This is a genomic window from Lactobacillus sp. WILCCON 0149 (assembly GCF_057197965.1).
Genome location: NZ_JBUBHO010000001.1, coordinates 138,950 through 161,137, shown reverse-complemented (window position 1 = coordinate 161,137; position 22,188 = coordinate 138,950). Strand labels below are relative to the sequence as shown.

The following is a 22,188-nucleotide window of genomic DNA, read 5'->3' as shown; positions in this document are numbered from 1 at the left end:
CTAGCGCCTTTCTAGGAGAAGTTCTTGCCACAAAAATTTTTGGCCGATTTTTGGGCAAACGAAAACCCCCTTGGAAATTGAGAGCATATTCCAAGAGGGCGTTTATATCTTTTTGCAGCACCACGCTTGACACATGGTGTGCACGGCGCTATCTACCTTATTACCTATAATATCATATTTTGCTTGTTTAGTCCTACGCCGCGCTCTATTTGCTGCCACTTGGATGATTACCATGAGTATGCAAAAAAGCACCGGATTTCACATCCAGTGCTTTAAAAAATTGCTTAGTCTAAGGAAGCCTTTTGCTAAAAAACGCTACTTTCTTTTAAGAGATCGATTACTTCAATCACGGTTGCCGACGGCCTCTTGCTGTACACGATGCCGAAAGGCACGGTACAATTCCAAGCCACCTTCTTTGCCTTCAAGAAGGGATGCGCGGTTTGCCAGTCCTCCGCGGAACAAAGCAGCCAGTCATTAGAAACGCATTGATTCAGTACGTTCATGTCAAAGCCGGAAATCTCCTGCAGGTCAATTTTCGGATTCTGCTTTAAGAAGTCCCTGGCCTGGTCAAAGCACTGGAATTTCCCCTTGGCTGGCAGAGCAATCTTCTGGTTATCCAAATCTCTTAAAGTAAGCTCATCCTTTTTAGCCAGGGGGTTATTGACAGGGACTGACAGTCTTAACGGGGTGATGTCCAGCCGCAAAGCCTGGATATCGTACTCGCTTAAGAGCTTCTCATCATAAACTGAAGAAACCAAGTCAAAGTCTTTACCGATTCCCGCCAAAAATTCATTAAAGTTGCCCAAGGAGCAGGAACAGGGGATGAACTGAAACCGAAGCTGGGGAAGTCTTTTCCCAACTTCAACCCACAAATTGGTGGTCGCTGTTCCTGTCGCGAGCGGTCCAGCACCGATCTTGATCGACATCTTCTTTCCCGTCGCGTTTCTGGCACGGTCGATCGACTGGTCGTAAGCCGATAACAGCCTGACGGCATCCTTATAGAACGATTTGCCTGCTTCCGTCAACGTAACACCATTATGATTACGGTCAAACAACTTTATTTTTATAGAATCTTCCAAATGGTTAACTTGCTTAATGACTGCCGGGGCTGAAAGATACAATTCATTGGCTGCCTTATTAAAGCTTTGGTTGTCAGCCACCGCAATAAATGTTTTCAGTTGATCGTTCATTTTTTGCTACCTACTTGCAACTTCTGGTTATTAGCTACTAACATTTTAATACTTCTGTCTGATAAGGGAAAAAATTAAGATTTATGTGTAGAGAAAAAATTGAACACAGAGTATAGGAGACAAAACAATGACAAAAAGCAAATTTAACCCCGGCACTTACACTGGCAAGGGCAAAGGTATTGGCGACCTAAGCGTCTCACTAACCGTCAACGAAAGCGAGATAACCAAGGCAAGCCTTGACTTGAAAAACGAAAGCAGAAACGTGGGCCAAAGCGCTGATGAAGAACTCGCTAAGCAGATCATCGACAAGCAATCCGCTGATATCGACGGTGTAACCGGCGCCAGCCTGACCACCAAAGGCGTTAAAGCAGCAGTGAAAGATGCCTTGAGACAAGCCGAAGGCAAGGCAAAGTCAACCAGCCTCGCCTTAACTGAAGGCAGCTATATCGGCTATGGATCCGGGCACGGCGGGCAATTAGCCGTTAAGCTTGACGTTTTTGACCACCGCATCGGCGATCTCAAAATTATCTCCAGCCATGAAACGCCAAATGTTGGCGATGAGGCCGTAAAGCTGATTCCCAAGGAAATCGTCAGCCAGCAGACCTTGAACGTTGACGCGGTTTCCGGCGCTACCCTCACTTCAAAGGCAATTATTTCCGCCAGCGAGGATGCAGTGGAAAAAGCCGGCGGTAACTTAGCTGCCTGGACCAGCAAGGCCTACCACCGTCCACTGACCATCAACCATGAAGATTTAACCGCCGACGTCGTTATTGCCGGAGCCGGCTTAAGTGGCTTAATGACTGGTGCCTTCGCTGCCACTAAGGGTCTGGACGTCGTTGTCGTGGCCAAAGGCGAGCAAGTTGGCGGCTCTTCAAGATACGCGGGAGCCGTTTACGCCTTAGCAAACTCCAAGCTCGCTAAAAAGCAAGGCATTGACAACAGTATCGATAGCATCATGACTTATGTTGACAACGTTAACGCCGATGCCCAAAAGGCGCACGACAGAGAGTTCATGAAGAAGCTGATGACTGAATCCGGCAAGACTTTTGACCAACTGGTCAGCATGACCAATACCAAGGGAACATTCATTGGTCAAGGGCCGATCGTTTACGGCAATTTCGCCAACGGGGCCAGAGTCGATGAACTTCTCAGTGACATCATCAAAAAGCATGGTGGCAAGATCATCCTCAACAGCCGGGTTACCCAAATTTTGACAGATGGCGACAAGGCAACCGGCATCAAGGTCGAAAGCAAAGACGGCTCTGACTTTACGATTACTGCTGGCTCCGTCGTTATGGCTACTGGCGGCGCGTCATATGCTCCAGACCTGCTTAAAAAGAACACGCCTGCGGTAGCCAGCGTGCATGTCTTCAACCAGGCCAGCCGGGAAAACACTGCTGACGGCTACCAGCTGCTTCAAGAAATCGGGGCCGCCTTCTCCGACAACGATGTTTACAAAAATGGTAATCTTGACTTCAACCCGCAATTATACATTACCTGGAACAACGTTCCCGACTATTCAACCGGCATGATCATTGACAGTCAGGCCAAGCGCTTTACCAATGAAGCACCTTATGACAGCTTGAAAGTCACCTCAAGAATGTACCGCCACGGCAGTGACAGATACTATTTGCTTTACGATGACGAAAACCTGCCGGAAATTCTGCGCCAGGGAATCCATAAGCTGGATGAAAATGCCAAGCTTTACGTAACGGCTGCTTCTGTTGCTGAATTGGCTGAAAAGCTGAGCCTGGACGAAAAGCAGCTTGAGCGGACCTTTGCCAGCTACAAGCAGGCTGCCGCAGATGGCAATGATGAATTCGGCAAGCCGCAATCCAAGATCAGACCCTTGAATGAAAAGCAGCTCTACGCCTTCTACGTAATGCCTGGTTCCTGGGGCACGATCGGCGGGGTGAAGATCAACCATGATACCTTTGCAGTAAAGAAAGCAGATGGTTCTGACTTCCGCGACCTCTACGCGGTAGGTGAAATGTCAACCAGTGACTTGTTCACCGAATACTACATGGGTGGCTTCTCCTATGCCTGCTACTCCACTGAAGGCCGACTTTTAGCAGAAGAATTATACGAAAAACTTTAAGCAGCTTGAATTAGTGCTGAATGATTGCTTAGCTGAGCAGTCATTCGGCACTTTTTTTCTAGCAAAAAAGCACCGGACAATCGTCCAGTGCTTGCAAAAATTGCTTAGTCAAAGAAGCCGTCAGCCTTCAAGGCTTCCAAGTAGCGGTGCACGGCGTCTGGCCAAGTTGGCAGCGGCTTGAAGCCGTTCTTTTCCAGCTTGCTCTTGTCCAAACGTGAGTTGAACGGCCGTACAGCCTTGGAGAGGCCGTATTCTTCCGTGGTAACCGGGGTTACCTTGGTCTTGTAGCCAGCCTGGCGGTAGATTTCCTTGGTGAAATCGTACCAGCTGATATAACCGGTCTTGGTGCCGTTTTCATCATAGCCGCTGGCAGTTTCCGGCAATTCCGCGTTGGTTGCGTGGTAGTAGCCATACTTGTCGGTTTCGATCATGTCGACCAAAAGACGGGCCAAGTCCAAAGTGTAAGTTGGCGTACCGATTTGGTCGCTGACCACCTTGACTTCATCATGAGTCTTACCCACATTAAGCATGGTCTTGATGAAGTTCTTCCCGTTCAAGCCGAAGACCCAGGCGATGCGGACAATGAAGTACTTGTCCAAAGTTTCAGATACGGCAAGTTCCCCGCCCAGCTTGGTTTCCCCGTAAACGTTCATTGGCTTGTAGCCCTTGAAATCCGGGTCCCATGGCGTAGTGCCCTGGCCATCGAAAACGTAGTCAGTGGAGATGTAAACCATTGGCACGTCTAATTCCTTGGCTACGTTGGCGATGTTTTGGGTACCTTCAGTGTTAACCTTGCGGACAGCTTCAACCTTGTCGTCATCTTCAGCCAGATCAACCGCAGTCCAGGCAGCGCAGTGAACGATCACGTCCGGATTTACTTCCTTGATGGCCTTCTTTACGCCTTCTGCATCAGTAATGTCCAGGGAAACGTAAGGTGCAGTAGTAACAGCTGAGCCGTCAGCGATCCCGCTGTATTCTGGAACCAAGTCGCTGCCTACGCCTTCGTAGCCGCGCTTAGCCAATTCGTTCATCACGTCGTGGCCCAGTTGACCGTTGACGCCAGTTACGAAAACCTTCATGCTTTTTCCTCCCAATTAAAACTTGAAAGTGTCCTTAAGCCCTTGCCACTTTTGGTCCTTGTCGGACAAAGTCAGCTTAGTGCCGTCTTCCAAAGCGTAGCCGCTGGCGTCAGCTGAGCCTGGGTATTCGCCAACAACTTGTGGCCATTCAATCCCGATTTCAGGGTCGTTCCAAGCCATGCCGCCTTCATCGTTTGGGTGCCAGAAGTCGTTAACCTTGTAGCAGAATTCAGCTACATCGCTCAAAACCAGGAAGCCGTGGGCAAAACCTTCTGGAATCAAGAATTGCTTCTTGTTTTCAGCGGTCAGTTCAACCCCGTACCACTTGCCGTAGGTCTTGGAGTCGCTTCTCAGGTCAACGGCAACGTCGAAGACGTCCCCGCGAACGGCCCGGACCAGCTTACATTGCGGGAAGTGCTTTTGGAAGTGCAGGCCCCGCAAAACGCCCTTGGTTGAACTTGATTGGTTGTCTTGGACGAAGTTGATGTCAAAACCAGCTTCCTTCATGTCGTTTTCGTTGTAGGTTTCCATGAAGTAGCCACGGTCGTCCCCGTGAACTGCTGGCGTGATAACTGCCAGACCTTCAATACCGCCGACATTCTTTTCAACTTTGATTTGACCCATTTTTCTGATTCTTCTTTCTAAAAAACTAATACTTCAGCTTGCCTTCAGCCACCGCCTTGAGGTGCTGGCCGTAAGGGCTCTTGCCATAGTGCTTGGCTGCTTCCATCAACTTGTCTTCGTCGATCCAGCCGTGCACGTAGGCAATTTCTTCAGGAGCGGAGATGCTTACCCCAGTCCGTTCTTCCACCATCTTAACGAAGTTTGAAGCGTCTACCAGGCTCTTCATCGTCCCGGTGTCCAGCCAAGCATAGCCCCGGCCCAAAAGCTGGACGTCCAGGATGCCGTCGTTTAAGTACATCTCGTTCAAAGAAGTGATTTCCACTTCCCCGCGGGCACTTGGCTTAACCTGGGCAGCTCTTTCGCTCACGCCAGCCGGGTAGAAGTACAAACCAGTTACGGCGTAATTGCTCTTTGGCTGAGCCGGCTTTTCTTCGATGGAGATAGCGTGACCGTCCTTGTCAAATTCGACAACGCCAAAGCGTTCCGGGTCGTTGACGTAGTAGCCAAAAACCGTTGCCCGGCCGTTTTGCGCGTCTTTTGCGGCGTTTTCCAGCATGTCAGTAAAGCCGTTGCCGTAGAAGATGTTGTCACCCAAGACCATGGCGCAAGGTTCGCCGTTAATGAAGTCCTCGCCCAAGGTAAAGGCTTGAGCAAGGCCGTCTGGACTTGGCTGAACCTTGTAAGAGAGCTTGATGCCGAATTGTGACCCGTCGCCCAAAAGTTCCTTAAAGCGCGGCGTGTCAGCTGGCGTGGAAATGACCAAGATGTCCTTGATCCCGGCCAGCATCAAGGTTGACAACGGGTAGTAGATCATTGGCTTGTCGTAAACAGGCAAAAGCTGCTTACTGGTGACCAGGGTTAATGGATACAGACGAGTGCCTGAACCACCTGCTAAGATAATTCCCTTCATTTTTCTTCCTTGCCTCTTACTTTTCGTCTAAAACCTGCTTCTTGCCGTACATTTCCTGGTAGTAGTTCTGGTAGTCACCGGAGATGATGTTTTCCCACCATTCCTTGTTGTCCAGGTACCATTGGATGGTCTTCTTGATACCGTCCTTGAACATGGTTTCCGGCAGCCAGCCAAGTTCTTCGTGGATCTTGGTTGGGTCGATCGCGTAGCGTTGGTCGTGGCCCTTGCGGTCAGTAACGTGTTCGATCAAGGAGTAAGGCTTGCCCAGGTAGTCGCAGATCAGCTTGACAATGTCGATGTTGTGCATTTCGTTGTGGCCGCCGATGTTGTAGACTTCGCCAACCGTGCCCTTTTCCAAGATCAAGTCGATGGCCTTGCAGTGGTCTTCAACGTAGAGCCAGTCGCGGACGTTTTGGCCTTCACCGTAAACTGGCAAAGGCTTGTCGTCCAAGGCTCTTTGGATCATCAATGGGATCAGCTTTTCCGGGAATTGGTAAGGGCCGTAGTTGTTTGAGCAACGGGAAATAGTTACAGGCAGGCCGTAAGTTCTGCCGTAAGCCCCGACCAAAAGGTCAGCGCTGGCCTTTGATGATGAGTATGGGCTGGAAGTGTGCAGCGGCGTGTCTTCGTGGAAGAAGAGGTCTGGCCGGTCCAGCGGCAGGTCGCCGTAAACTTCGTCAGTTGATACTTGGTGGTAACGCTTGATGCCGTACTTGCGGCAGGCGTCCATCAAAACTGAGGTACCGATGATGTTGGTTTGCAGGAAGATTTCCGGGTTTTCGATTGACCGGTCAACGTGGCTTTCAGCAGCGAAGTTGACAACAACGTCCGGGTGTTCTTCTTCAAAAAGCTTGTAGACGCCTTCGCGGTCGCAGATGTCCAGCTTGACGAAGCGGAAGTTTGGCTTGTCCATGACATCTTTCAAGGTTGACAGGTTGCCCGCGTAAGTCAGCTTGTCCAGGCAGATGATCTTATAGTCTGGGTGCTTCTTCATCATGTAGAAGACAAAGTTGGAGCCGATAAAGCCGGCACCACCGGTAACGATAATTTTCATGTAATGAACCTCCGAGTTCAAACTAAGCAATTTTTTCTCTTGACTGACTCAAAGTATAAAACATGACGTTACGTAAGCTTCAATAGGCAAAATAAAATAACTGCCGTTTTTTAAAAATGGCAGTTATTTGCGGCAGATAAAGGTCCCGGCGTCTTTAGTAATGTGGAAGCCCCCGGCGACTTCATCTTCAACGAATTGCTTAAACTCCTGGTAGCGGTCGAGCAGAAGCGCGTTCTGGTTGCCGTGGCAGGACAAGATATAAGAAATAACTGGTTCTGCTTCGTCTAAGTCGATGGCGTCAGCGTAGCGCCGGCAGGTTACTTGGGCAAAAAATGGAGCCAGGATCTCTTCCCCGTTGTCTAAGCCGAAGCGGTCGTAGAGGTTGACGGAAGAGAGGACGATTTGGGAGTTGAACTCCTGGACCAGGTCAGTGATTTCGTGCATGTGGCGCTTGCTGTAAGTTGACGCGCAGAAGCGGCCACCTTTTTTCAAAACTCGGCGGACTTCTTTAAGGACCTGGGGGATGTCATCGCAGTAAAAAAGCATGTGGTTGGCGACGACCAGGTCAAACTCTTCATCGGCAAAAGGCAAGTGAGCCGCGTCGCAACGGTCATAGGAAAAGCGGCTGTCTTCCCCGATTTCTTTTTTGGCATCGGCCAGCATCCCTTCTGAAATGTCGGTCAAGATGACCTGGCAGTCCTCCGGCAGGCGGTCGTGGCTAGTGGCCCAGAGTTCGCCATTGCCGCAGCCGATCTCTAAGATTTTTAAACCAGGGACCAAGTCCAGCTGGCGGAAAAGCCAGGGGAACCAACCCTCCTTGTTCATGGAGTAGTCCCGGTGCAGGCGGATCCGGGCAGAGATGTTGGTGGCGTTCTGGTACTGGGTCTTGAGGCTCTGGGTCATGGTTGACCGGTGGAGCAGTTCCAGCATCCGGCTCCAATCAACCGGCTTGCCGGCCTCCAGGGTTTGGGTGGTTGAGTCGATGGCGGCTTCAACGGCAGTCATTTCTTCAATCCGCTCTTCCACCAGGCGCCGCTGGATCTGCAGGGAATCCAGGAGGCGGCGCCTGTCGCTGGTCCCCAAAGTCAGGCCGCGGATTTCCCCTAAGGAAAAGCCCAGGTATTTTAACAGCAGGATCTGCTGGAGCTTGGCGAAGTCAGCGTCGCTGTAACGTCTGGCCCCGCCCTTGCTTCTGGCTGAAGGCTTGAGGAGGTTCTGCTGGTCATAGTAGCGGATCGTTCTAACGGACACATGGGCCCGCTTGGCGAATTCGCCGGATGTGTAGTAGTCGGTCATGGCGGCTCCTTTCTGCCTTTGATTATAACCGATTTTTTCCAGACAAAAATACCCTTGAGCTCAAGCTGGAGTTCAAGGGTAAAGTTTTGGCTAGTTCATGGTGAAGTGGAGGGCGTTGTCGACCTTGCTGGCGATAACGTCGTATTCCAGGGGATGCGGCCGGAAAAGATTGTCAATCATCGTATAGGTCAAGCCTAGGCAGAAGGTTTCCACGAAATCCTTGGCCTGCTGGTTATAATCTGCTCCTTCTTCTTCAATGATCTGCTTGAGCAAGACGGCAATGTGGCTGGAAATTTCTCCAACCACATCAACCTCCGTCTGGCTTGCATATACGCTCTTGTAGAAATCCTTGTTCAATTCGATCCCGTAAAAGACCAAAAAGATGATTCCTTCCCAATCCAGGTAGCCGATATTGCTCTCGATATCGTTTTCCATCATCGACTTGATAGTATAATCCAAAAGATCGAACTTGTCCTTGAAGTTCTCGTAAAAAGTCTGCCGCCTAATCCCGCTCTTCTTCATGACCTTGGCAACACTGACATGGTTAAAGCCGTTTTTGGCCACCTCATCTTTAAAAACTTGCGAGATGTGCAGCTTTAAACTTTCTGACATAGCGCACTCTTTATTTTAACAGAGCCTGCAGGCCGCTGGCTAAAAGACCGCCAGCGATTGGCCCCAAAACAGGAACCCAGGCATAAGCCCAGTTAGCTCCGCCCTTGTTTGGCACTGGCAAAATTGCGTAAGCCAGACGAGGTGAGAAGTCACGGGCCGGGTTCAAGGCAAAGCCAGTCGTTGAGCCCAAAGCCTGGCCGACCACCATGATCAAGAAACCGACGATCAACGGCTTCAAGCCTTGGGTGAAGTTGCCCAGGTTGAGCAGGGTAAAGACAAAGACAAAAGTCGCGATCGTTTCACTCAAGAAGTTGAAGAAAGGATTGTTGATGGCTGGGCCAGTCGCAAAAATCCCTACGCTGTTGCCTTCGTCAGCCTTGGTCGCCTTGAAGTGCGGGTAGTAGTGCAGGATTACCAGTGCTGCCCCGACAAAAGCACCCGCGAATTGTCCCAGCAAATACGGCATTACCTGGCTCCATGGGAAGAAGCCGAAGGCCGCGAAGCCAATTGTTACCGCTGGATTGAGGTGGCCTTGTGAGCCAAATTGGCCAGCCACGTAAACGCCGAAAGTTACTGCCATGCCCCAGGCCAGGGTGACAAACAGCCAGCCCTGCCCCTTGGCATAAGCCTTATTCAAGCTGATGCCGGCCCCACAACCAACACCCAGCACGATCAAAATCATCGTTCCTAAGAACTCTCCTAAAAAGCCGCTCATTTTAGTCATCTCCTTTAATTTTCAAAGGCGCCAGCTGGCTTTCAAGTTCAGCCAAGCCAACGCCGGCCTGCAAGAGCGAAGCCGCCACATAAGAGCCTTCGATCAAGGCCACGTCATAAACGCGGACCTTTTTTTCGGCAAACTCCCCGGCCATGTCCAGATTCATTCTAGCACTGCCCAGGTCGTAAAAAGCCAGCAGCTCGTCAGCAGCATTTTCTTCAATTGCCTGCCCAATTTTTTCCATACTTGTCCCAATATCGCCGTCATCAGTACCACCAGCAAAGGTGATCGGCACGTCAGCCGCTACCTGCTTGAGCAGTTTTGGCAAACCAGCCGCGATTTCTGGCACATGGGACACGATCAAAATACCATAAGTCATCTTAAGCCTCCGCTTCCAGCAAGGCCGTAAAGAGGTAGCCGCTAGACACTGAACCTGGGTCCAAGTGGCCAATTGACCGCTCACCTAAGTAAGATGCCCGCCCCTTTTTGGCTTGCATCGGCTTAGTGCTTTCAACTGCCTCTTGAATGAGGTCGTCAGTTAAGTTGCCCTTGGCTAAAGCCGGTACGACCGCTGACCAAACATCGACCATGGTCTTATCGCCAGGTTCAGCACCGCCCCGCTTCTTGATTCCCAAAAGGGCTGCTTCTGTCAATTTCGCCAGGTCAGTTTCACTGGCGCTCAGCTTGGCCATTTCCAAGAAGGCAGTCCCGTAGAGGGGGCCTGAAGCCCCGCCGACCTTGCTGATAAGAGACATCGCTACCAGCTTTAAGGCAGAGGTCAAATCAGCCGGCTTTTTAGTCTGCAAGGCTTCTTCAACCGCGGCCATCCCTCTGGCCATGTTATTGCCGTGGTCCCCGTCGCCAATCGGAGTGTCCAGGTCACTTAAGTAAGCCTTGTTGGCTTCGATTTTTTCCGCAAAAATTGCCATCCACTTGTCTAAAAGTTCTGTCGTCAGTTCCATTTTTTGCTCCCCCTTACCAAGCGATCGTCTCAACTGGGTAGTTCAAGTAGTCCAGCCACTTGTCATCGGCGATTTCCATCACCGTCAAGGAAATCCCGGCCATATCGATAGAGGTCATGTAGTTGCCAGCCTTGGTGAAGACAGGTTTAATGCCCTTAGTGTCCAGCCAGTCCAAGACATCCTTGCTGAAAATGTATTGTTCCATGAGTGGAGTTGCCCCCATCCCGTTAACCAAAACGGCGTACTTCTTGTCAGCAGACAATTTCAAGCTTTCATCGATCTTGCTGAGCAGTTCTTGGGCCAGGTCTTTGGATGGCTTGATCTTTTCTCTGCGGTAGCCTGGTTCGCTGTGAATCCCGACCCCGTATTCAATCTCGTCGTCAGCTAAAACGAAGCCTGGCTTGCCAACTTCTGGAACCGTAGCTGCTGACAAGGCAACACCAATCGTGTTGATGTGTGGCAATACTGCCTTGGCTAATTCTTCAATCTCATCCAGGCTGGCACCTTGATCAGCAGCCGCACCTAAGATCTTGTGCATAAAGACGGTCCCGGCCACCCCGCGCCGGCCTTGAGTGTAAAGGCTGTTTTCCACGGCGATGTCGTCGTCAACCACGATAGAGCGGACTTCGATGTCGTCCATAGCGGCCAAATCCTTGGCCATGTCAAAGTTCATCACGTCACCAGAATAGTTCTTGACGATCAAGAAGACGCCCTTGCCTTGGTCAGCTGCCTTAATGGCTTCGTAGATCTGGTCTGGAGTCGGGGAAGTAAAGACTTGCCCGCAAACAGCCGCAGTCAGCATCCCTTTGCCAACATAACCAGCGTGAGCTGGTTCATGGCCGCTGCCACCGCCGCTGACCAGACCAACCTTGCCGGTCATTGAGTCCTTGTCGCTGCGGACTAAGGCAGTTGTGCCAGGAATCCGTTCAACGTATTGCGGGTACATTCCGGCTAAGCCAGTTACCATTTCTTCAACAACATTGCTTGGGTCATTAATGATCTTTTTCATCGGAAAAACCTCCTTACTTCTTCCAACTTGTTTAATCACATCATATATTGTAAGCGTTATCTTTTCAACGGACAATTTTCAGAACTTGTCCGGTCAAGCGGCTTAATCACTACTCCCGTCTACTTCCGTGCTTAAATTCCAGCAAGACCCGGTTGCCAAGCAGATATAAAATCACAAAGTAACCGGGGATGGCCCAGAGGGCTGACCAAAAGACCGTCGCTCCTGGCCCTAGTCCCTTAGCTAAAGCAGCTTGGCAAACCAAGTAAACATAGAGGCAGCCGAGCAGGCTGCTGGCCAGCTTTTTCCCGCTGGGCAAGAGGCGGGCTGACTTTTTCGCCAAAAAGTAACAAGCCAGACAAGTCACCAGGTCGGCAAGTAAGGTTGCTAGCGCCGCCCCCGCCTCCTTAAAGGCCGGGATCAGCAGGAAGTTCAAGCAAATATTGACTACAGAAGCGATGCTGATTGCCAGCAAAGCCGCCTTCTCCTGCCTAGCCGGAACTAAAACCGCCGCCATGTAAAACCAAGCCAAAAGTGAGAAGACCAAGGCCAATCCCAGAAGCTTCATGGCCCCCGCGGCTGGCGCGAAATCTAAGTCCGCGGTTAAAATGACAACCTCCTCGCCTAAGGCAAACAAGGCGCAGGCAGCCGGCAAGGCCAGCGTCACTAACAAATCCGCAATCTGCCGGGCCAATTTTTGAAAAAGCACTCCGCCCTTTTGCCCATATAAGCAAGCCAGACGCGGCACGGTAACAATGATGACAGCACCTAACAATTGCTTAAGCAGGGCCGTGACCTTGCTGGCCACTGAGTAAAGGCCCACATAATAGTCGCTGGTCATCACACCCATCTGGGCTACATCCGCGCTTACATAAAGCAGGTTGACCAGAGCGTTGGCGAATAAGACGAGGATAGGCAGGAGGTGCTTTTGCCAAGAAAAATGCCAGGTCAAAGACCAGGTGCAGTACTTGCCCAGCCGCATAAAGTTGATCAAGTTGGCCCCCGCACTGCCCGCCACCGTAGTCCAAGCATATAACAATAGATCGCTTTCATCCTTGACATATGTCAAGAGCAGAATCAGAGACAAAACTTGAAAGCAAATGTTACGCAGAGCCAGGTAGCCGTATTCCTCATGAATCGCGTAGAGCCACTCGCAGCCCAAGGTCGTAAAAATAATGTTGGAACTTAGTGTCCAAATCAGCGGTCCATATTCTCTTAGCTTACTGGAAAAAAGCAGACAGGCCGCCAGACCCAAGTAAGCCAGCAAGGTCGAGGCCAGGTTGATGACCAGGACTTCCGAAGCAAAACGGGACAGCTCTTCCGGGTCATCCCGCTTTTTTGCCCCTTCCCTAACCCCATAGGCGTAGATGCCCAGGCCCGCCACTAGCGCCGCCCAGCTGACAATCGTGGCCGCGAAGTCGTACTGACCCAGTTGGTCAACCCGCAAGATCCTGGCCAAATAAGGGTAGGTCACCAGGGCACAGACTAAGCGGGTCCCCGTCTGCAGGCCGCTGGCCAAGGCGTTGCGGGACAGCGATTTCTTAGCTTTTTCCATCTGTCACCTCTCTCTATTTCTCTTGTTTTCTTTAGCTTTCCTTGTTACTTTTGCAAAAAATCACTGGTCAAGCCCAAAGCCACCGCCAGAAAGACTCCCGAGGCGCTGGTAAAAATCGGGTTGCCCAAAGAACTAATCAGGAAAAAGGCAATAATCCCCAAGGCTCCTGCCCGCGCTTGCCCTGGCGGCACCTTTTTCAAGCAGTAGGCAAACTGGGCAACTAGCCAGTACACATACAGGCAAGCACCAAAGAGGCCAAACTGGGCTAAGAGCATGGGCCAGAAGTTGTCGTTCATGGCAAAGCCCGTCTCCGGGGCCAAAGCATAGTCATGGTGAAAACCAAAGCGGACGTAAAGGGGGGAGTAGTGCTTAAAGGCCTGGTCTGACCCGTAAGTCGCCAAACCGCTGCCTAAAGGAAAGCAGTCCCGCAAAACAATCAAGGAATGCCGGAGCAATTTCGACCTGACCGTCTCGCTGAAAAAGTACTCCTTGACCTGGGGATAGCCCAGGCAAAAAGCCATGAAGGCCGCACTGACGCCTTTTCTCCAGGTCAGCTGGATTCCCTTTTTCTCAAAGTGCAGGCATAAAAGCAAGATCCCGCTGGCCCCGATTCCCCCAGCCCGCAAGGTCATGGCCACAGTTGCCAGGTACAAAAGGAGCCAGACCTTGCCACAGCTAAGTCCGCACTTATTTTCCCTGCCCTTTTTTCCGCTTTTTTCACCCAGCATGATCAGCACTAAAGAGACTAGCAGGACCTCGTTTAAGGCCGCCGGGTTCTCATAGATAAACTTATAAGACCGGATCCCATAGCGAAGGTCGTAGCTAAAGCCCAGGTCAACCGCCAGATTGACAATACCTCCTAGGAAAGCAATTAAAATAAAGCATTTGCTGGAAAAAAGCAGGTTGCTCACAATCGTCCTTTTTTCCCAAGGCCGGAGGACGCAGCTGACATAAAAGAGGACCGAGGGCAGCTTGACCAGTTTAAAGGCGTCGGTTAAAACCGGCATCCCGCTGATTAGCCCCGACATCCCGTTCGAGATTATCCCCAGGCTTTCCACAAGGGCCAGGGCAAAGCCGGCTTTTAACAAAAGCCCCGCTTTTCCCTTGCTCAGACTTTTGGTCATTAGCGCACAAACGATCCCGATCAGGCAAAAAACGGCCAAAATTTCATCCTGGCTGTCGACCAAAGGGATGGGAAAAAGTTGATTCAAGCAGGCAAAACACAGCATCTGCCCGCTTAAGTAGAGGGTGACCAGGTTCTGCCGGCGCAAGCGGACTACCATACTAGCGCTTAAGGACGTACTTACGATACCGCCGGCTCCAAATGAAGGTCCAATAAGCCAGCTTCACCCGGGCTTCGCCCTTTAGGCTGAAGCCGTTATAGCGCTTGATCTCCCCCATGGTCACATTAAAGCCCGGCTCTTTAGCATAGAATCCGTCCTTACCAATAAAGTAAGAATCGCTCTGGTAAAAATTCTGCCGCATCCGCCTTTTCGGAAAATGCAGGTAGGCCAGCTCCTCATAGTTCATTTTCCCGCCGGCAAAGTAGGCTCGGTAAACCCGGCCTTTTTCATAAAAGAAGACCTGGCGGGCGCTGTTCAGCTTTTTCTTCTCCCGCCCCTGCAAGTACGACTTGGTCCGCCGCATCTGCTCGCGCCAAGAGTAGATGTCGGCGAAGTCCCGCTTTAAACAGCACTTGGCGCCGAGTTTTGTAAACTTTTTCTGAATCCCTTCCACCTCGTCAAAAACGCAGGGCAGGTCTGTCTGGAAAACTTCCCGGTAATTCAGCCCGCCCTTGGCCACGAAGCGGAGGTTGTTGGCCAAAGTATTGCGGAAGACCGTCAGATGGCCATGTTGGTAGACCTTGTCGTATTTTTCCAGCAATTTCTCCGGCAAAAATTTCTCCAAGTCCCCCATAACCTGGTCCAAATCGCAGTGGCCCCAATAGCGGTAGTCCTTGAGCCAGTCGGACAGAAGCCAGCCAAAGGCCGGCCGGTAGTCGCAGATTTTGTAGGGCGAGTGCAGCCGGATCTGAAAGCCCAGCTTCTTTTGGAACTTTTCCCGCAAGTCCGCCAAAGTCAGGTACTTGACCTGGAGATTGGCCGGGGGATTTTTGACCAGCTGGTCGGTGGCCAGAATAAAGTCAGTTGCCGGATTTTCCTTAACCGATCTGAAGAACAAATCCGCGTAGGCCGGCAAAGGCCCAAAGTAACAAATCACTAAGGCCAGTTTCTTCTTTTTAGCCATTTTTGCCTCCTTTCACGACTTGGGCATAATAGGTCCCTTTTTGCAAAAACATCCCCGGCGGAAACTTGTAAGACAGCTTATGGATGCTAGTTTGGTCTTTAATCGCCTGCCAAAAATCCGGTTCATACTGGTCAAACAAGCGCAGGCCTAACAAATGCGGGGCCCCGCTGTCCACAGGGATTACCTTCGCGAAGTCTTTTGGACAGGCCTCAGCCGCCAGCTGGAAAAAGATGTGGAAAATATAGTAGTCAAGCAACTTGTCATGCCTTCTCCAGTAAGCATAGAGCAGGTCCCGGGTGATCAAAAGCAGCCTGTTTCTTTTCGGGGCAACCAAGAGCCAGTTGGACATGGGGATGGCTTGCCCGTCCCTGCCCGGCTTGACGATCTGGTAGGCAAAGAGGCGGTTTTTAAACAGAAAATCCGGCAAATCCCCGCTGTAAAAAACGGTCGCGTCCGTCCAGATGCCCCCGTAATTGATCAAGAGCTCCAGCCGGATCAAGTCGGCCAAATGCGCGCCATCTATAATTCCGCGCTTAATTTTCGCCTGGATTTCCTGGGGAAAAGTCACATAGTCCCGGTAGTTGTCTTCCGTGATCAAGGTCAGCTTCCCCCTCCCCGCGTAAGCCGCCAAAGCTGATTTATAGCAGTGTCTGACAACTTGCGGGGCTTCCGCCAAGCCTTGCAGCCAGCAGAACCAGACATAGGGCTGGTCATTTTCAGATTTACTTTTATCCTTCTCTTTTTCCCCAGCATCTTTGTGCAGCTTAACCAAATGGTCAAGCTCCTTCCGGTACCGCCTGGCCAGCTTCTCCTTGACCCGGTACTGGGCGCTGAGGCGGAGGATCTCCAGGGCCTTTTCTTTCGTTCCAAGCAGAAGCAGCTGCCCTGCCGCCAGGGGCAGGTTGCCGGCCGCGGCGTACTGGCGGACCAGGTCCCAGCCTCCTTGCTGTTTAATGAGCTTGCGCAGGTCGCGTGTTTTCATTGGTCATCTCCTTCGCGTGAAATTTTGTAAGCAATAAATTAGCACACAAGTGCAGGATTGTACAAGACCATTTCCCGTTCTTCCGGATTCCGTGCTTATTTTTTACTGACTTTGTGAAAAAATCCCCCGCCTTTTTGCGGCTGTCGCCTAATAGGAAAAAATCTTCTTTTCAGAAATTTCCAGCAACTTTTTGCACGAGGAGGAAAGAATTTCTTAAGTTTTCCAGACTTGACGGGCCATATTTTGGCCTGCTAAATTATTTGACTACAAAGCAAAAAACGAATTTTGAAGGAGGCAGACATGCGAAAACTCACAATTAGCGAGATACAAGCGGTCGAACTGGACAATCTCCAGATAATTGACCGGATTTGCCAAGAGCAGGACCTGACCTACTACCTGGCCTACGGGACCCTCTTAGGCGCCGTCCGCAACCAGGACTTTATCCCCTGGGACGATGACACCGACATCTGGATGCCCCGGCGGGATTACGAGGCCTTCATCGCTTACTGCGAAAAAGACCTTCCTGCTCCCTACCGGATCGCGACCCGGGAAAACAGCCCGGGCTATCCCTATGGCCTGGCCCGCTTTAGCAACCAGGACTACGAGTTCGTTTCCACCAAGCCCGCCGAGCAGTTTTCTGCCGGCATCTTCACCGACATCTACCCCTTGGACGAAAACGGCTCTTCCTACCCGGTGGCCCGCCAGCTCTACCGCCGCTGCAAGCTGGTCAACATGGCCTACTACGCCTACGCGGCGACCTGGCCCCAGAACTTTTTGACCAAAAGTGCCCACCAAATTTACAAAAAGGCGGTTGACCGGATCTGGGGCGAGGGCTTTGCCCAGGCCGTTGATGAAAAAATCCAGCGGATCATTTTTACCAAAACGAAAGAGGGCCGGCAGAAGGTCGGCGTCCCGGCCTGGCCGGATGGCGGGGTCCACATGCTGGAGAAAAAACACTTCGGGGAGGGCAAGTACGCCCCTTTTGCCGGGTCCAGCTTCCGCGTTCCGGCTGATCCTGCTCCCATCTTGCGGGAATACTACGGGGACTATGAGAAATTGCCCCCGGCTAAGGACCGCGCTCCCCACCACGACTACAAGATCTATCCCAAATAGTCTTTTAACCATAAGCAGAATTTTTGGTGCAATTAAAAGATGTCATTTTATCTTATCCATCAGCCATGCTAAGCTGTTAGGACAAGATATATCACGAGTTTTTTAGAAAAAGAAGGTGACCACATGTCCTACTTAAGTCAGCGGGCAGTCACGGCGATTGCCGTCTTTTTCCAAGCTGACCCTGATGAACTGAATTTCGTGCCTTTACACAAGGGCATGACCAACCACTCCTTCCGCCTGGATTATGGCGGAAAAAGCTACCACTTCCGCCAGCCCAGGCGGGGCCGGCAAATTATCGACCGAAAGCAGGAAGCCGCGGTCTACCAGGCCATCGCCCCCTACAATTTCTGCGACTCCCCCCTGTACCTGGACCCGGAAACGGGCTTTAAGCTCAGCCCCTTTTTGCCCCAGGCCCGCTCTTGTAACCCGAAAAAAGAAGGTGACCTAGTCCGCTGGGTGCAAAAAGCCAAGTGCCTGCACCAGGCCAAGATCGAAGTCCCGCATAGCTTCGACCTCTTTGCCCAGATCAAGCAATACGAGCAAATCCGGGGATCCCGGCCCTCCCTTTTTCCCGACTACCAGGAAATTAAGAAGCAGATTTTTAGCTTAAAGCCCTACTTAGACACAGTGCCAAAGGAAAGTTGCCTGACCCACCTGGATCCGGTGGCCGATAACTGCCTTTTTTACCAAGAAGGCGGACAAAGCAAACTGCAATTAACCGACTGGGAGTACGCGGGGATGCAGGACCCGCACGTGGACCTGGCCATGTTTGCCATCTACGCCGGCTATGAAAAAGCGGAACTTGACCATTTGCTAGATTTGTATTTTGACCAAAAGTGCCCGGAAGGCATCAAGAGCAAGATCTACTGCTATATGGCCATCTGCGGCCTGCTCTGGTCCAACTGGTGCGAGGCCTTCCAGCCTAAGCAGGCCCTGGGGCCTTACGGCCGGCGGCAGTACCGCTATGCCAAGGAGTATGCGGCAATAGCCTTGAAAAGAACGGGGGTGGCCTGATGACGCGCGCCGACAACGCGGTAATCTTGGCCGGCGGGACCGGGGCCCGTTTTGCTCCCCTGTCTTATGAAAAGCCCAAGGGGCTGATCGAGGTCAAAGGGGAAGTCCTGCTTGAGCGGCAAATCCGCCAGCTACAAGCGGCCGGAGTTAACGACATCTACATCGTTACCGGCTACAAGAAGGAGCAGCTTTTTTACTTAAAGGGCAAGTACGGAGTGAAATTAATCGACAATCCTGCCTATGCCCGGCAAAACAGCGCGGCCAGTCTCTGGCTGGCCCGGGGCGTGATCAGAAACAGCTTCATCTGCTCAGCAGACAACTACTTTTTGTCCAACCCCTTCCGCCTGGGCCTGGAAAAGGCCGGCAGCTACTATGCCGGTCAGTACAGCCAAGGAGAAACTGATGAATGGGGCATCGCGACTGACCGGGAGGGCTATATTGACCGCGTGACCAAGTCAGCGAAAAATTCCTGGTACATGCTGGGCCATGCCTTTTGGCGGGAAGACTTTTCCCGGCGCTTTTTTCAAATCATGGAGAAAAAGGTGGACGCGGCCAGCGGCAAGTATTGGGAGGAGATTTTTGCCGAGAACTTAGACCTGCTCAAGATGCGGCTGGCCAGGTTCCCGGCCGGCAATATCCAGGAATTCGACAGCCTGGAAGACTTGCGCCAGTTCGACAAGTCCTACCAAGAGGATTCCCGGTCCTATATCTTGAAAAAATGCGCCAAAATTCTAGCTACCAAAGAAAGCGAATTAGACCGGATCAAGCCCATCAAGGGCCGGGGCAACGAGGCGATTGGCTTTCACTTCCGCCATGACGGGCGCCTGTATTGCTACCTCTACCAGCTGGGCCGGGTCATCCGCTGCCAGCGGCTGGGGCATCCCTATTAAATAGGAAGGAAGGCGATCATGTTAGCGGGAATTTTAGCTGGTATTACTTGGGCCATCGAAACCCTGCTCTTAGGCGGGGCGGTGGCTCTGCCGGTTTTCAGCCGGGATTTAGAGGCCGCCTTTTTAGCCCCTTTCGTCTGCGCCTTTTTCCATGACAGCCTCTCTTGCTTCTGGCTGTGGGGGCAGAGATTAGCGTCCGGGGAAAGGTCTGCCTGGAAGAATTGGCAGAAAGGAGCCGGCTGGATTGTGTTAGCCGCGGCGGTTGGCGGCCCGGTCGGGATGACGGGCTATGTTTTAGCGGTCAAATTCATGGGGCCAGCTTTAGGGGCCGTAGCCTGCGCCCTTTTTCCAGCGGTTGGAGCCCTCCTGGCCCAGCTGCTATTGGGAGAAAGGCTCCCCCTCTCCCGCTGGGTCTGCCTTTTGGCGAGTTTAGCCGGAGTATATGGCTTGACTACTAGCGGGCAAGTGACTGAAGACAATATAGTCTTGGGCCTGGCCAGCGCTATTATGTGCGCCGGCGGCTGGGGCTTGGAGGCAGTGATTTTGGCCAAGTGCTTTAAGGGCGGGATCAAGACCGGGCAGGCCTTGCAGATTAGGCAGACTACGGCAGCCGTAATTTCGGGGATGCTGTTGCTTACGGCCTTACAGGCAGGAGACTTTGTGGGCGAGCTAATGGCCAAGGGGCCGGGGAAGCTGGGCCTGCTGCTCTTAGGCGCCAGCGCTATGGCTACGGCCTCTTACTTCTGTTACTACAGGGCTATTAAGCAAGTTGGGCCAAGCAAGGCGATGGCTTTGAACGTGACCTACGCGGCCTGGGCCTTTCTCTTTACGGTTCTGGCGGGCGGCCGGGATTTGGTCAACTGGCAGATTATCTTTTTCGCCGGCCTGGTCTTTGCCGGCAGCATCTTGACGGCGGCGGACTGGCGGGCATTGTTTAAGCGAGGTGATGACTGATGGAAAAAATCGACTACCGGAAAGTAAAGGGGCGGCTGGTCTACCGGACGGCCAGCCGCTTGCTGGATTTGGGCTTGAGCAGCTTAGGCCTTGCCCTCTTCTCTCCCCTGCTTTTATATTTGGCGGTAAAGATCAAATTAGAAGACGGCGGGCCGGTTTTATATTCGCAAACCCGCCTGGGTCAAGACGGGCAGGCTTTTAAAATCTGGAAGTTCCGCTCCATGATCGAGGGGGCGGACCAACTGAAAAAAGATTTACTGGAGAAAAATGAGATTGCGGGTGCCATGTTTAAGATCAAAGACGACCCAAGAGTGACCAAAATCGGGAAGATGATGCGGCGGCATAGCTTGGATGAACTGCCGCAGCTGGTCAATGTGCTTAAGGGCGAGATGGCCTTGATCGGTCCCCGGCCGCCCCTGCCGGAAGAGGCCAGGCAGTACAGCGCATATGACTGGCAAAGGCTCTTGGTCAAGCCGGGATGCTCGGGCCTGTGGCAGGTGGAGTGCCGGAACGAGGGTGATTTTGACCAGATGGTGCAATTAGATATCAAGTACATCAACCAGCGGTCCCTGTGGCTGGATTTGCGGTTGATTTTTAAAACCCTTGGCCTGCTCTTTAAGCCAACGGGGATGTGAGGAGGGATTTTTCTGAAAGAGAGACATGTATTTATTATCGGTTCTAAGGGCCTGGGCTCTTATGGCGGCTATGAGACCTTCGTCAAGCAGCTCCTCAACCAGCACGCGGATCATGAAAAGATCCAGTACCATGTGGCCTGCAAGGAAAACGGGGATGGCGCCATGGAAGGCAGCCGCATCCGCTTTAAGTACCGGGGCGCGAATTGCTATAAGATCCGGGTACCGGAAAAGCTGGGTCCGGCGCAGGCGATCTATTATGACCTGGCGGCCTTAGACTATGGGATCGATTATTGCAAGCAGCATGAGATTGAGGGGCCGATTTTTTACATCCTAGCCTGCCGGATCGGGCCTTTTATAAAGAAGTACGTGAAGCAGATCCACCGCTTAGGCGGACAGGTCTTCATCAACCCGGACGGGCATGAATGGCGGCGGGGCAAGTGGCCCTGGCTGATCCGGAGATACTGGCAAGTGTCAGAAAGATTGATGGTCAAAAATTGCGACCAGGTGATCTGCGATTCGATTGCGATTGAGCGCTATATTTTAAAGAACTACGGCAAGTACCGGCCGGAGACTGCCTTCATCGCTTATGGCAGCCAGCTGGCGGCCAGTCCATTAAGCGATAGCGACCAGCTTTTTAACAATTGGCTGAAGGAGAAAAAATTACGGACAGGACAGTACCACTTGATCGTGGGCCGGTTTGTGCCGGAGAATAATTTTGAGACGATGATCAGGGAATTTATGGCGAGCAAGAGCCGGAAGGATTTGGCCATTATCACCACGGCTAACGAGCGTTTTTTGGCAAAACTAGAAGAGAAATTGCACTTCAAGCAAGACCCGCGGATCAAGTTCGTGGGCACGGTTTACGACCAGGATTTGCTTAGAAAAATCCGGGAAAATGCCTACGCCTACCTGCACGGGCACTCAGTCGGCGGGACTAATCCGTCGCTTCTGGAGAGCCTTAGCAGCACCAAGCTAAACCTGCTCTATGACGTTGCCTTCAACCAGGAAGTTGCCAGAAAAGCTGGTCTTTACTGGAATAAGGAGCCGGGAAGTTTGCGGCGGTTAATCGAGAAGGTTGAAGGCTTCAGCCAGCAGGCGGTTGAAGACTTTGGCCAGGCGGCCCGGGGGCGGGTCGCGCATGCCTACAGCTGGCCCACGATTGCCGGGGAATACGAAGAATTGTGGCTGAAATGAAGAAGGCCCGCATCCATGATTGGGTGCGGGCCTTACTGATTCTATTTAGTGTAAGGCA

22 protein-coding genes are annotated in these 22,188 nt (G+C 51.9%); 7 read left to right on the top strand and 15 right to left on the bottom strand.

The annotated features are described in order from the left end of the window. Positions 1–305 precede the first annotated feature (305 nt). Positions 306–1,190 (bottom strand): LysR family transcriptional regulator, encoded by an 885-nt coding sequence (locus ACYVUV_RS00795; RefSeq protein ID WP_484498904.1) that lies wholly within the window; start codon positions 1,188–1,190, stop codon positions 306–308. A 127-nt stretch (positions 1,191–1,317) separates the two neighbouring features. On the opposite strand from ACYVUV_RS00795, the gene ACYVUV_RS00790 reads away from it, so the two are divergent. Beyond that, the gene (locus tag ACYVUV_RS00790) at positions 1,318–3,288 is read left to right on the top strand and encodes an FAD-dependent oxidoreductase (RefSeq protein WP_439775935.1); all 1,971 of its coding nucleotides are present in this window, start codon (positions 1,318–1,320) and stop codon (positions 3,286–3,288) included. A 104-nt stretch (positions 3,289–3,392) separates the two neighbouring features. Here the strand turns inward: ACYVUV_RS00790 and rfbD are convergent, their stop codons facing one another. The 14 genes from rfbD to ACYVUV_RS00720 form a co-directional block, all read right to left on the bottom strand. Continuing rightward, complete coding sequence (gene rfbD, locus ACYVUV_RS00785; RefSeq protein WP_439775936.1) at positions 3,393–4,367, bottom strand: dTDP-4-dehydrorhamnose reductase; 975 nt, start codon at positions 4,365–4,367, stop codon at positions 3,393–3,395. A 15-nt stretch (positions 4,368–4,382) separates the two neighbouring features. Beyond that, entirely contained in the window at positions 4,383–4,991 is a 609-nt protein-coding gene (gene rfbC, locus ACYVUV_RS00780; protein WP_439775937.1) for a dTDP-4-dehydrorhamnose 3,5-epimerase, read from the bottom strand. Between the two features lie 25 nt (positions 4,992–5,016). Next, positions 5,017–5,901, bottom strand: coding sequence for a glucose-1-phosphate thymidylyltransferase RfbA (rfbA, locus tag ACYVUV_RS00775; protein ID WP_439775938.1), 885 nt, complete (start codon positions 5,899–5,901; stop codon positions 5,017–5,019). A 16-nt stretch (positions 5,902–5,917) separates the two neighbouring features. After that, complete coding sequence (gene rfbB, locus ACYVUV_RS00770) at positions 5,918–6,955, bottom strand: dTDP-glucose 4,6-dehydratase (protein WP_439775939.1); 1,038 nt, start codon at positions 6,953–6,955, stop codon at positions 5,918–5,920. 123 nt (positions 6,956–7,078) lie between these two features. Then, positions 7,079–8,251 carry a MerR family transcriptional regulator gene (locus tag ACYVUV_RS00765; RefSeq protein WP_439775940.1) on the bottom strand — a complete coding sequence of 391 codons (1,173 nt, stop codon included), beginning with the start codon at positions 8,249–8,251 and terminating at the stop codon, positions 7,079–7,081. A gap of 90 nt (positions 8,252–8,341) precedes the next feature. Continuing rightward, positions 8,342–8,863: a transcriptional regulator gene (locus ACYVUV_RS00760; protein WP_439775941.1), complete on the bottom strand. Its 522-nt coding sequence runs from the start codon at positions 8,861–8,863 to the stop codon at positions 8,342–8,344. Between the two features lie 10 nt (positions 8,864–8,873). Next, a complete protein-coding gene (locus ACYVUV_RS00755) occupies positions 8,874–9,578 on the bottom strand; it encodes an MIP/aquaporin family protein (protein ID WP_484498903.1) in 705 nt (234 codons plus the stop codon). Between the two features lies 1 nt (position 9,579). Beyond that, a complete protein-coding gene (dhaM, locus tag ACYVUV_RS00750) occupies positions 9,580–9,957 on the bottom strand; it encodes a dihydroxyacetone kinase phosphoryl donor subunit DhaM (RefSeq protein ID WP_016396231.1) in 378 nt (125 codons plus the stop codon). A 1-nt stretch (position 9,958) separates the two neighbouring features. Next, a complete protein-coding gene (dhaL, locus tag ACYVUV_RS00745; protein ID WP_439775943.1) occupies positions 9,959–10,540 on the bottom strand; it encodes a dihydroxyacetone kinase subunit DhaL in 582 nt (193 codons plus the stop codon). A 13-nt stretch (positions 10,541–10,553) separates the two neighbouring features. Further along, complete coding sequence (gene dhaK, locus ACYVUV_RS00740; RefSeq protein ID WP_439775944.1) at positions 10,554–11,549, bottom strand: dihydroxyacetone kinase subunit DhaK; 996 nt, start codon at positions 11,547–11,549, stop codon at positions 10,554–10,556. Positions 11,550–11,658: 109 nt separating this feature from the next. Then, the gene (locus ACYVUV_RS00735; RefSeq protein ID WP_439775945.1) at positions 11,659–13,101 is read right to left on the bottom strand and encodes an oligosaccharide flippase family protein; all 1,443 of its coding nucleotides are present in this window, start codon (positions 13,099–13,101) and stop codon (positions 11,659–11,661) included. Positions 13,102–13,145: 44 nt separating this feature from the next. Next, positions 13,146–14,384, bottom strand: coding sequence for a polymerase (locus ACYVUV_RS00730; RefSeq protein WP_439775946.1), 1,239 nt, complete (start codon positions 14,382–14,384; stop codon positions 13,146–13,148). Between the two features lies 1 nt (position 14,385). Further along, the gene (locus ACYVUV_RS00725; RefSeq protein ID WP_439775947.1) at positions 14,386–15,348 is read right to left on the bottom strand and encodes a DUF6625 family protein; all 963 of its coding nucleotides are present in this window, start codon (positions 15,346–15,348) and stop codon (positions 14,386–14,388) included. Next, on the bottom strand, positions 15,341–16,330 hold the full coding sequence (locus ACYVUV_RS00720) for a capsular polysaccharide synthesis protein (RefSeq protein ID WP_484498902.1): 990 nt from the start codon (positions 16,328–16,330) through the stop codon (positions 15,341–15,343). Before ACYVUV_RS00720 ends, ACYVUV_RS00725 begins: the two co-directional genes overlap by 8 nt. Before the next feature lie 300 nt (positions 16,331–16,630). Here ACYVUV_RS00720 and ACYVUV_RS00715 point away from each other — a divergent pair, with 300 nt between their 5' ends. From ACYVUV_RS00715 to cps2T, 6 genes are all read left to right on the top strand, one after another. After that, the gene (locus ACYVUV_RS00715) at positions 16,631–17,443 is read left to right on the top strand and encodes a LicD family protein (protein WP_439777493.1); all 813 of its coding nucleotides are present in this window, start codon (positions 16,631–16,633) and stop codon (positions 17,441–17,443) included. Positions 17,444–17,566: 123 nt separating this feature from the next. Then, on the top strand, positions 17,567–18,457 hold the full coding sequence (locus tag ACYVUV_RS00710) for a phosphotransferase (protein WP_439775950.1): 891 nt from the start codon (positions 17,567–17,569) through the stop codon (positions 18,455–18,457). After that, positions 18,457–19,347 carry an NTP transferase domain-containing protein gene (locus ACYVUV_RS00705; protein ID WP_484498901.1) on the top strand — a complete coding sequence of 297 codons (891 nt, stop codon included), beginning with the start codon at positions 18,457–18,459 and terminating at the stop codon, positions 19,345–19,347. Before ACYVUV_RS00710 ends, ACYVUV_RS00705 begins: the two co-directional genes overlap by 1 nt. 18 nt (positions 19,348–19,365) lie before the next feature. Further along, positions 19,366–20,301 (top strand): EamA family transporter, encoded by a 936-nt coding sequence (locus ACYVUV_RS00700; protein ID WP_439775952.1) that lies wholly within the window; start codon positions 19,366–19,368, stop codon positions 20,299–20,301. Beyond that, on the top strand, positions 20,301–20,936 hold the full coding sequence (locus ACYVUV_RS00695) for a sugar transferase (RefSeq protein ID WP_439775953.1): 636 nt from the start codon (positions 20,301–20,303) through the stop codon (positions 20,934–20,936). The genes ACYVUV_RS00700 and ACYVUV_RS00695 overlap by 1 nt, the downstream gene beginning before the upstream one ends. Positions 20,937–20,942: 6 nt before the next feature. Next, positions 20,943–22,130: a beta 1-4 rhamnosyltransferase Cps2T gene (gene cps2T / locus ACYVUV_RS00690; protein ID WP_484499362.1), complete on the top strand. Its 1,188-nt coding sequence runs from the start codon at positions 20,943–20,945 to the stop codon at positions 22,128–22,130. Positions 22,131–22,188 lie beyond the last annotated feature (58 nt).

Excerpts from the sequence above, each read along its gene's own strand:
- ACYVUV_RS00795 (WP_484498904.1), bottom strand. The coding sequence starts at position 1,190 with ATGAACGATCAACTGAAAACATTTATTGCGGTGGCTGACAACCAAAGC.
- ACYVUV_RS00790 (WP_439775935.1), top strand. The coding sequence starts at position 1,318 with ATGACAAAAAGCAAATTTAACCCCGGCACTTACACTGGCAAGGGCAAA.
- dhaM (WP_016396231.1), bottom strand. The coding sequence starts at position 9,957 with ATGACTTATGGTATTTTGATCGTGTCCCATGTGCCAGAAATCGCGGCT.
- ACYVUV_RS00720 (WP_484498902.1), bottom strand. The coding sequence starts at position 16,330 with ATGAAAACACGCGACCTGCGCAAGCTCATTAAACAGCAAGGAGGCTGG.
- ACYVUV_RS00760 (WP_439775941.1), bottom strand. The coding sequence starts at position 8,863 with ATGTCAGAAAGTTTAAAGCTGCACATCTCGCAAGTTTTTAAAGATGAG.
- ACYVUV_RS00700 (WP_439775952.1), top strand. The coding sequence starts at position 19,366 with ATGTTAGCGGGAATTTTAGCTGGTATTACTTGGGCCATCGAAACCCTG.
- ACYVUV_RS00725 (WP_439775947.1), bottom strand. The coding sequence starts at position 15,348 with ATGGCTAAAAAGAAGAAACTGGCCTTAGTGATTTGTTACTTTGGGCCT.
- ACYVUV_RS00710 (WP_439775950.1), top strand. The coding sequence starts at position 17,567 with ATGTCCTACTTAAGTCAGCGGGCAGTCACGGCGATTGCCGTCTTTTTC.
- rfbB (WP_439775939.1), bottom strand. The coding sequence starts at position 6,955 with ATGAAAATTATCGTTACCGGTGGTGCCGGCTTTATCGGCTCCAACTTT.
- ACYVUV_RS00735 (WP_439775945.1), bottom strand. The coding sequence starts at position 13,101 with ATGGAAAAAGCTAAGAAATCGCTGTCCCGCAACGCCTTGGCCAGCGGC.
- rfbC (WP_439775937.1), bottom strand. The coding sequence starts at position 4,991 with ATGGGTCAAATCAAAGTTGAAAAGAATGTCGGCGGTATTGAAGGTCTG.
- ACYVUV_RS00730 (WP_439775946.1), bottom strand. The coding sequence starts at position 14,384 with ATGGTAGTCCGCTTGCGCCGGCAGAACCTGGTCACCCTCTACTTAAGC.
- ACYVUV_RS00715 (WP_439777493.1), top strand. The coding sequence starts at position 16,631 with ATGCGAAAACTCACAATTAGCGAGATACAAGCGGTCGAACTGGACAAT.
- rfbA (WP_439775938.1), bottom strand. The coding sequence starts at position 5,901 with ATGAAGGGAATTATCTTAGCAGGTGGTTCAGGCACTCGTCTGTATCCA.
- ACYVUV_RS00695 (WP_439775953.1), top strand. The coding sequence starts at position 20,301 with ATGGAAAAAATCGACTACCGGAAAGTAAAGGGGCGGCTGGTCTACCGG.
- rfbD (WP_439775936.1), bottom strand. The coding sequence starts at position 4,367 with ATGAAGGTTTTCGTAACTGGCGTCAACGGTCAACTGGGCCACGACGTG.
- dhaL (WP_439775943.1), bottom strand. The coding sequence starts at position 10,540 with ATGGAACTGACGACAGAACTTTTAGACAAGTGGATGGCAATTTTTGCG.
- ACYVUV_RS00755 (WP_484498903.1), bottom strand. The coding sequence starts at position 9,578 with ATGAGCGGCTTTTTAGGAGAGTTCTTAGGAACGATGATTTTGATCGTG.
- ACYVUV_RS00705 (WP_484498901.1), top strand. The coding sequence starts at position 18,457 with ATGACGCGCGCCGACAACGCGGTAATCTTGGCCGGCGGGACCGGGGCC.
- dhaK (WP_439775944.1), bottom strand. The coding sequence starts at position 11,549 with ATGAAAAAGATCATTAATGACCCAAGCAATGTTGTTGAAGAAATGGTA.
- ACYVUV_RS00765 (WP_439775940.1), bottom strand. The coding sequence starts at position 8,251 with ATGACCGACTACTACACATCCGGCGAATTCGCCAAGCGGGCCCATGTG.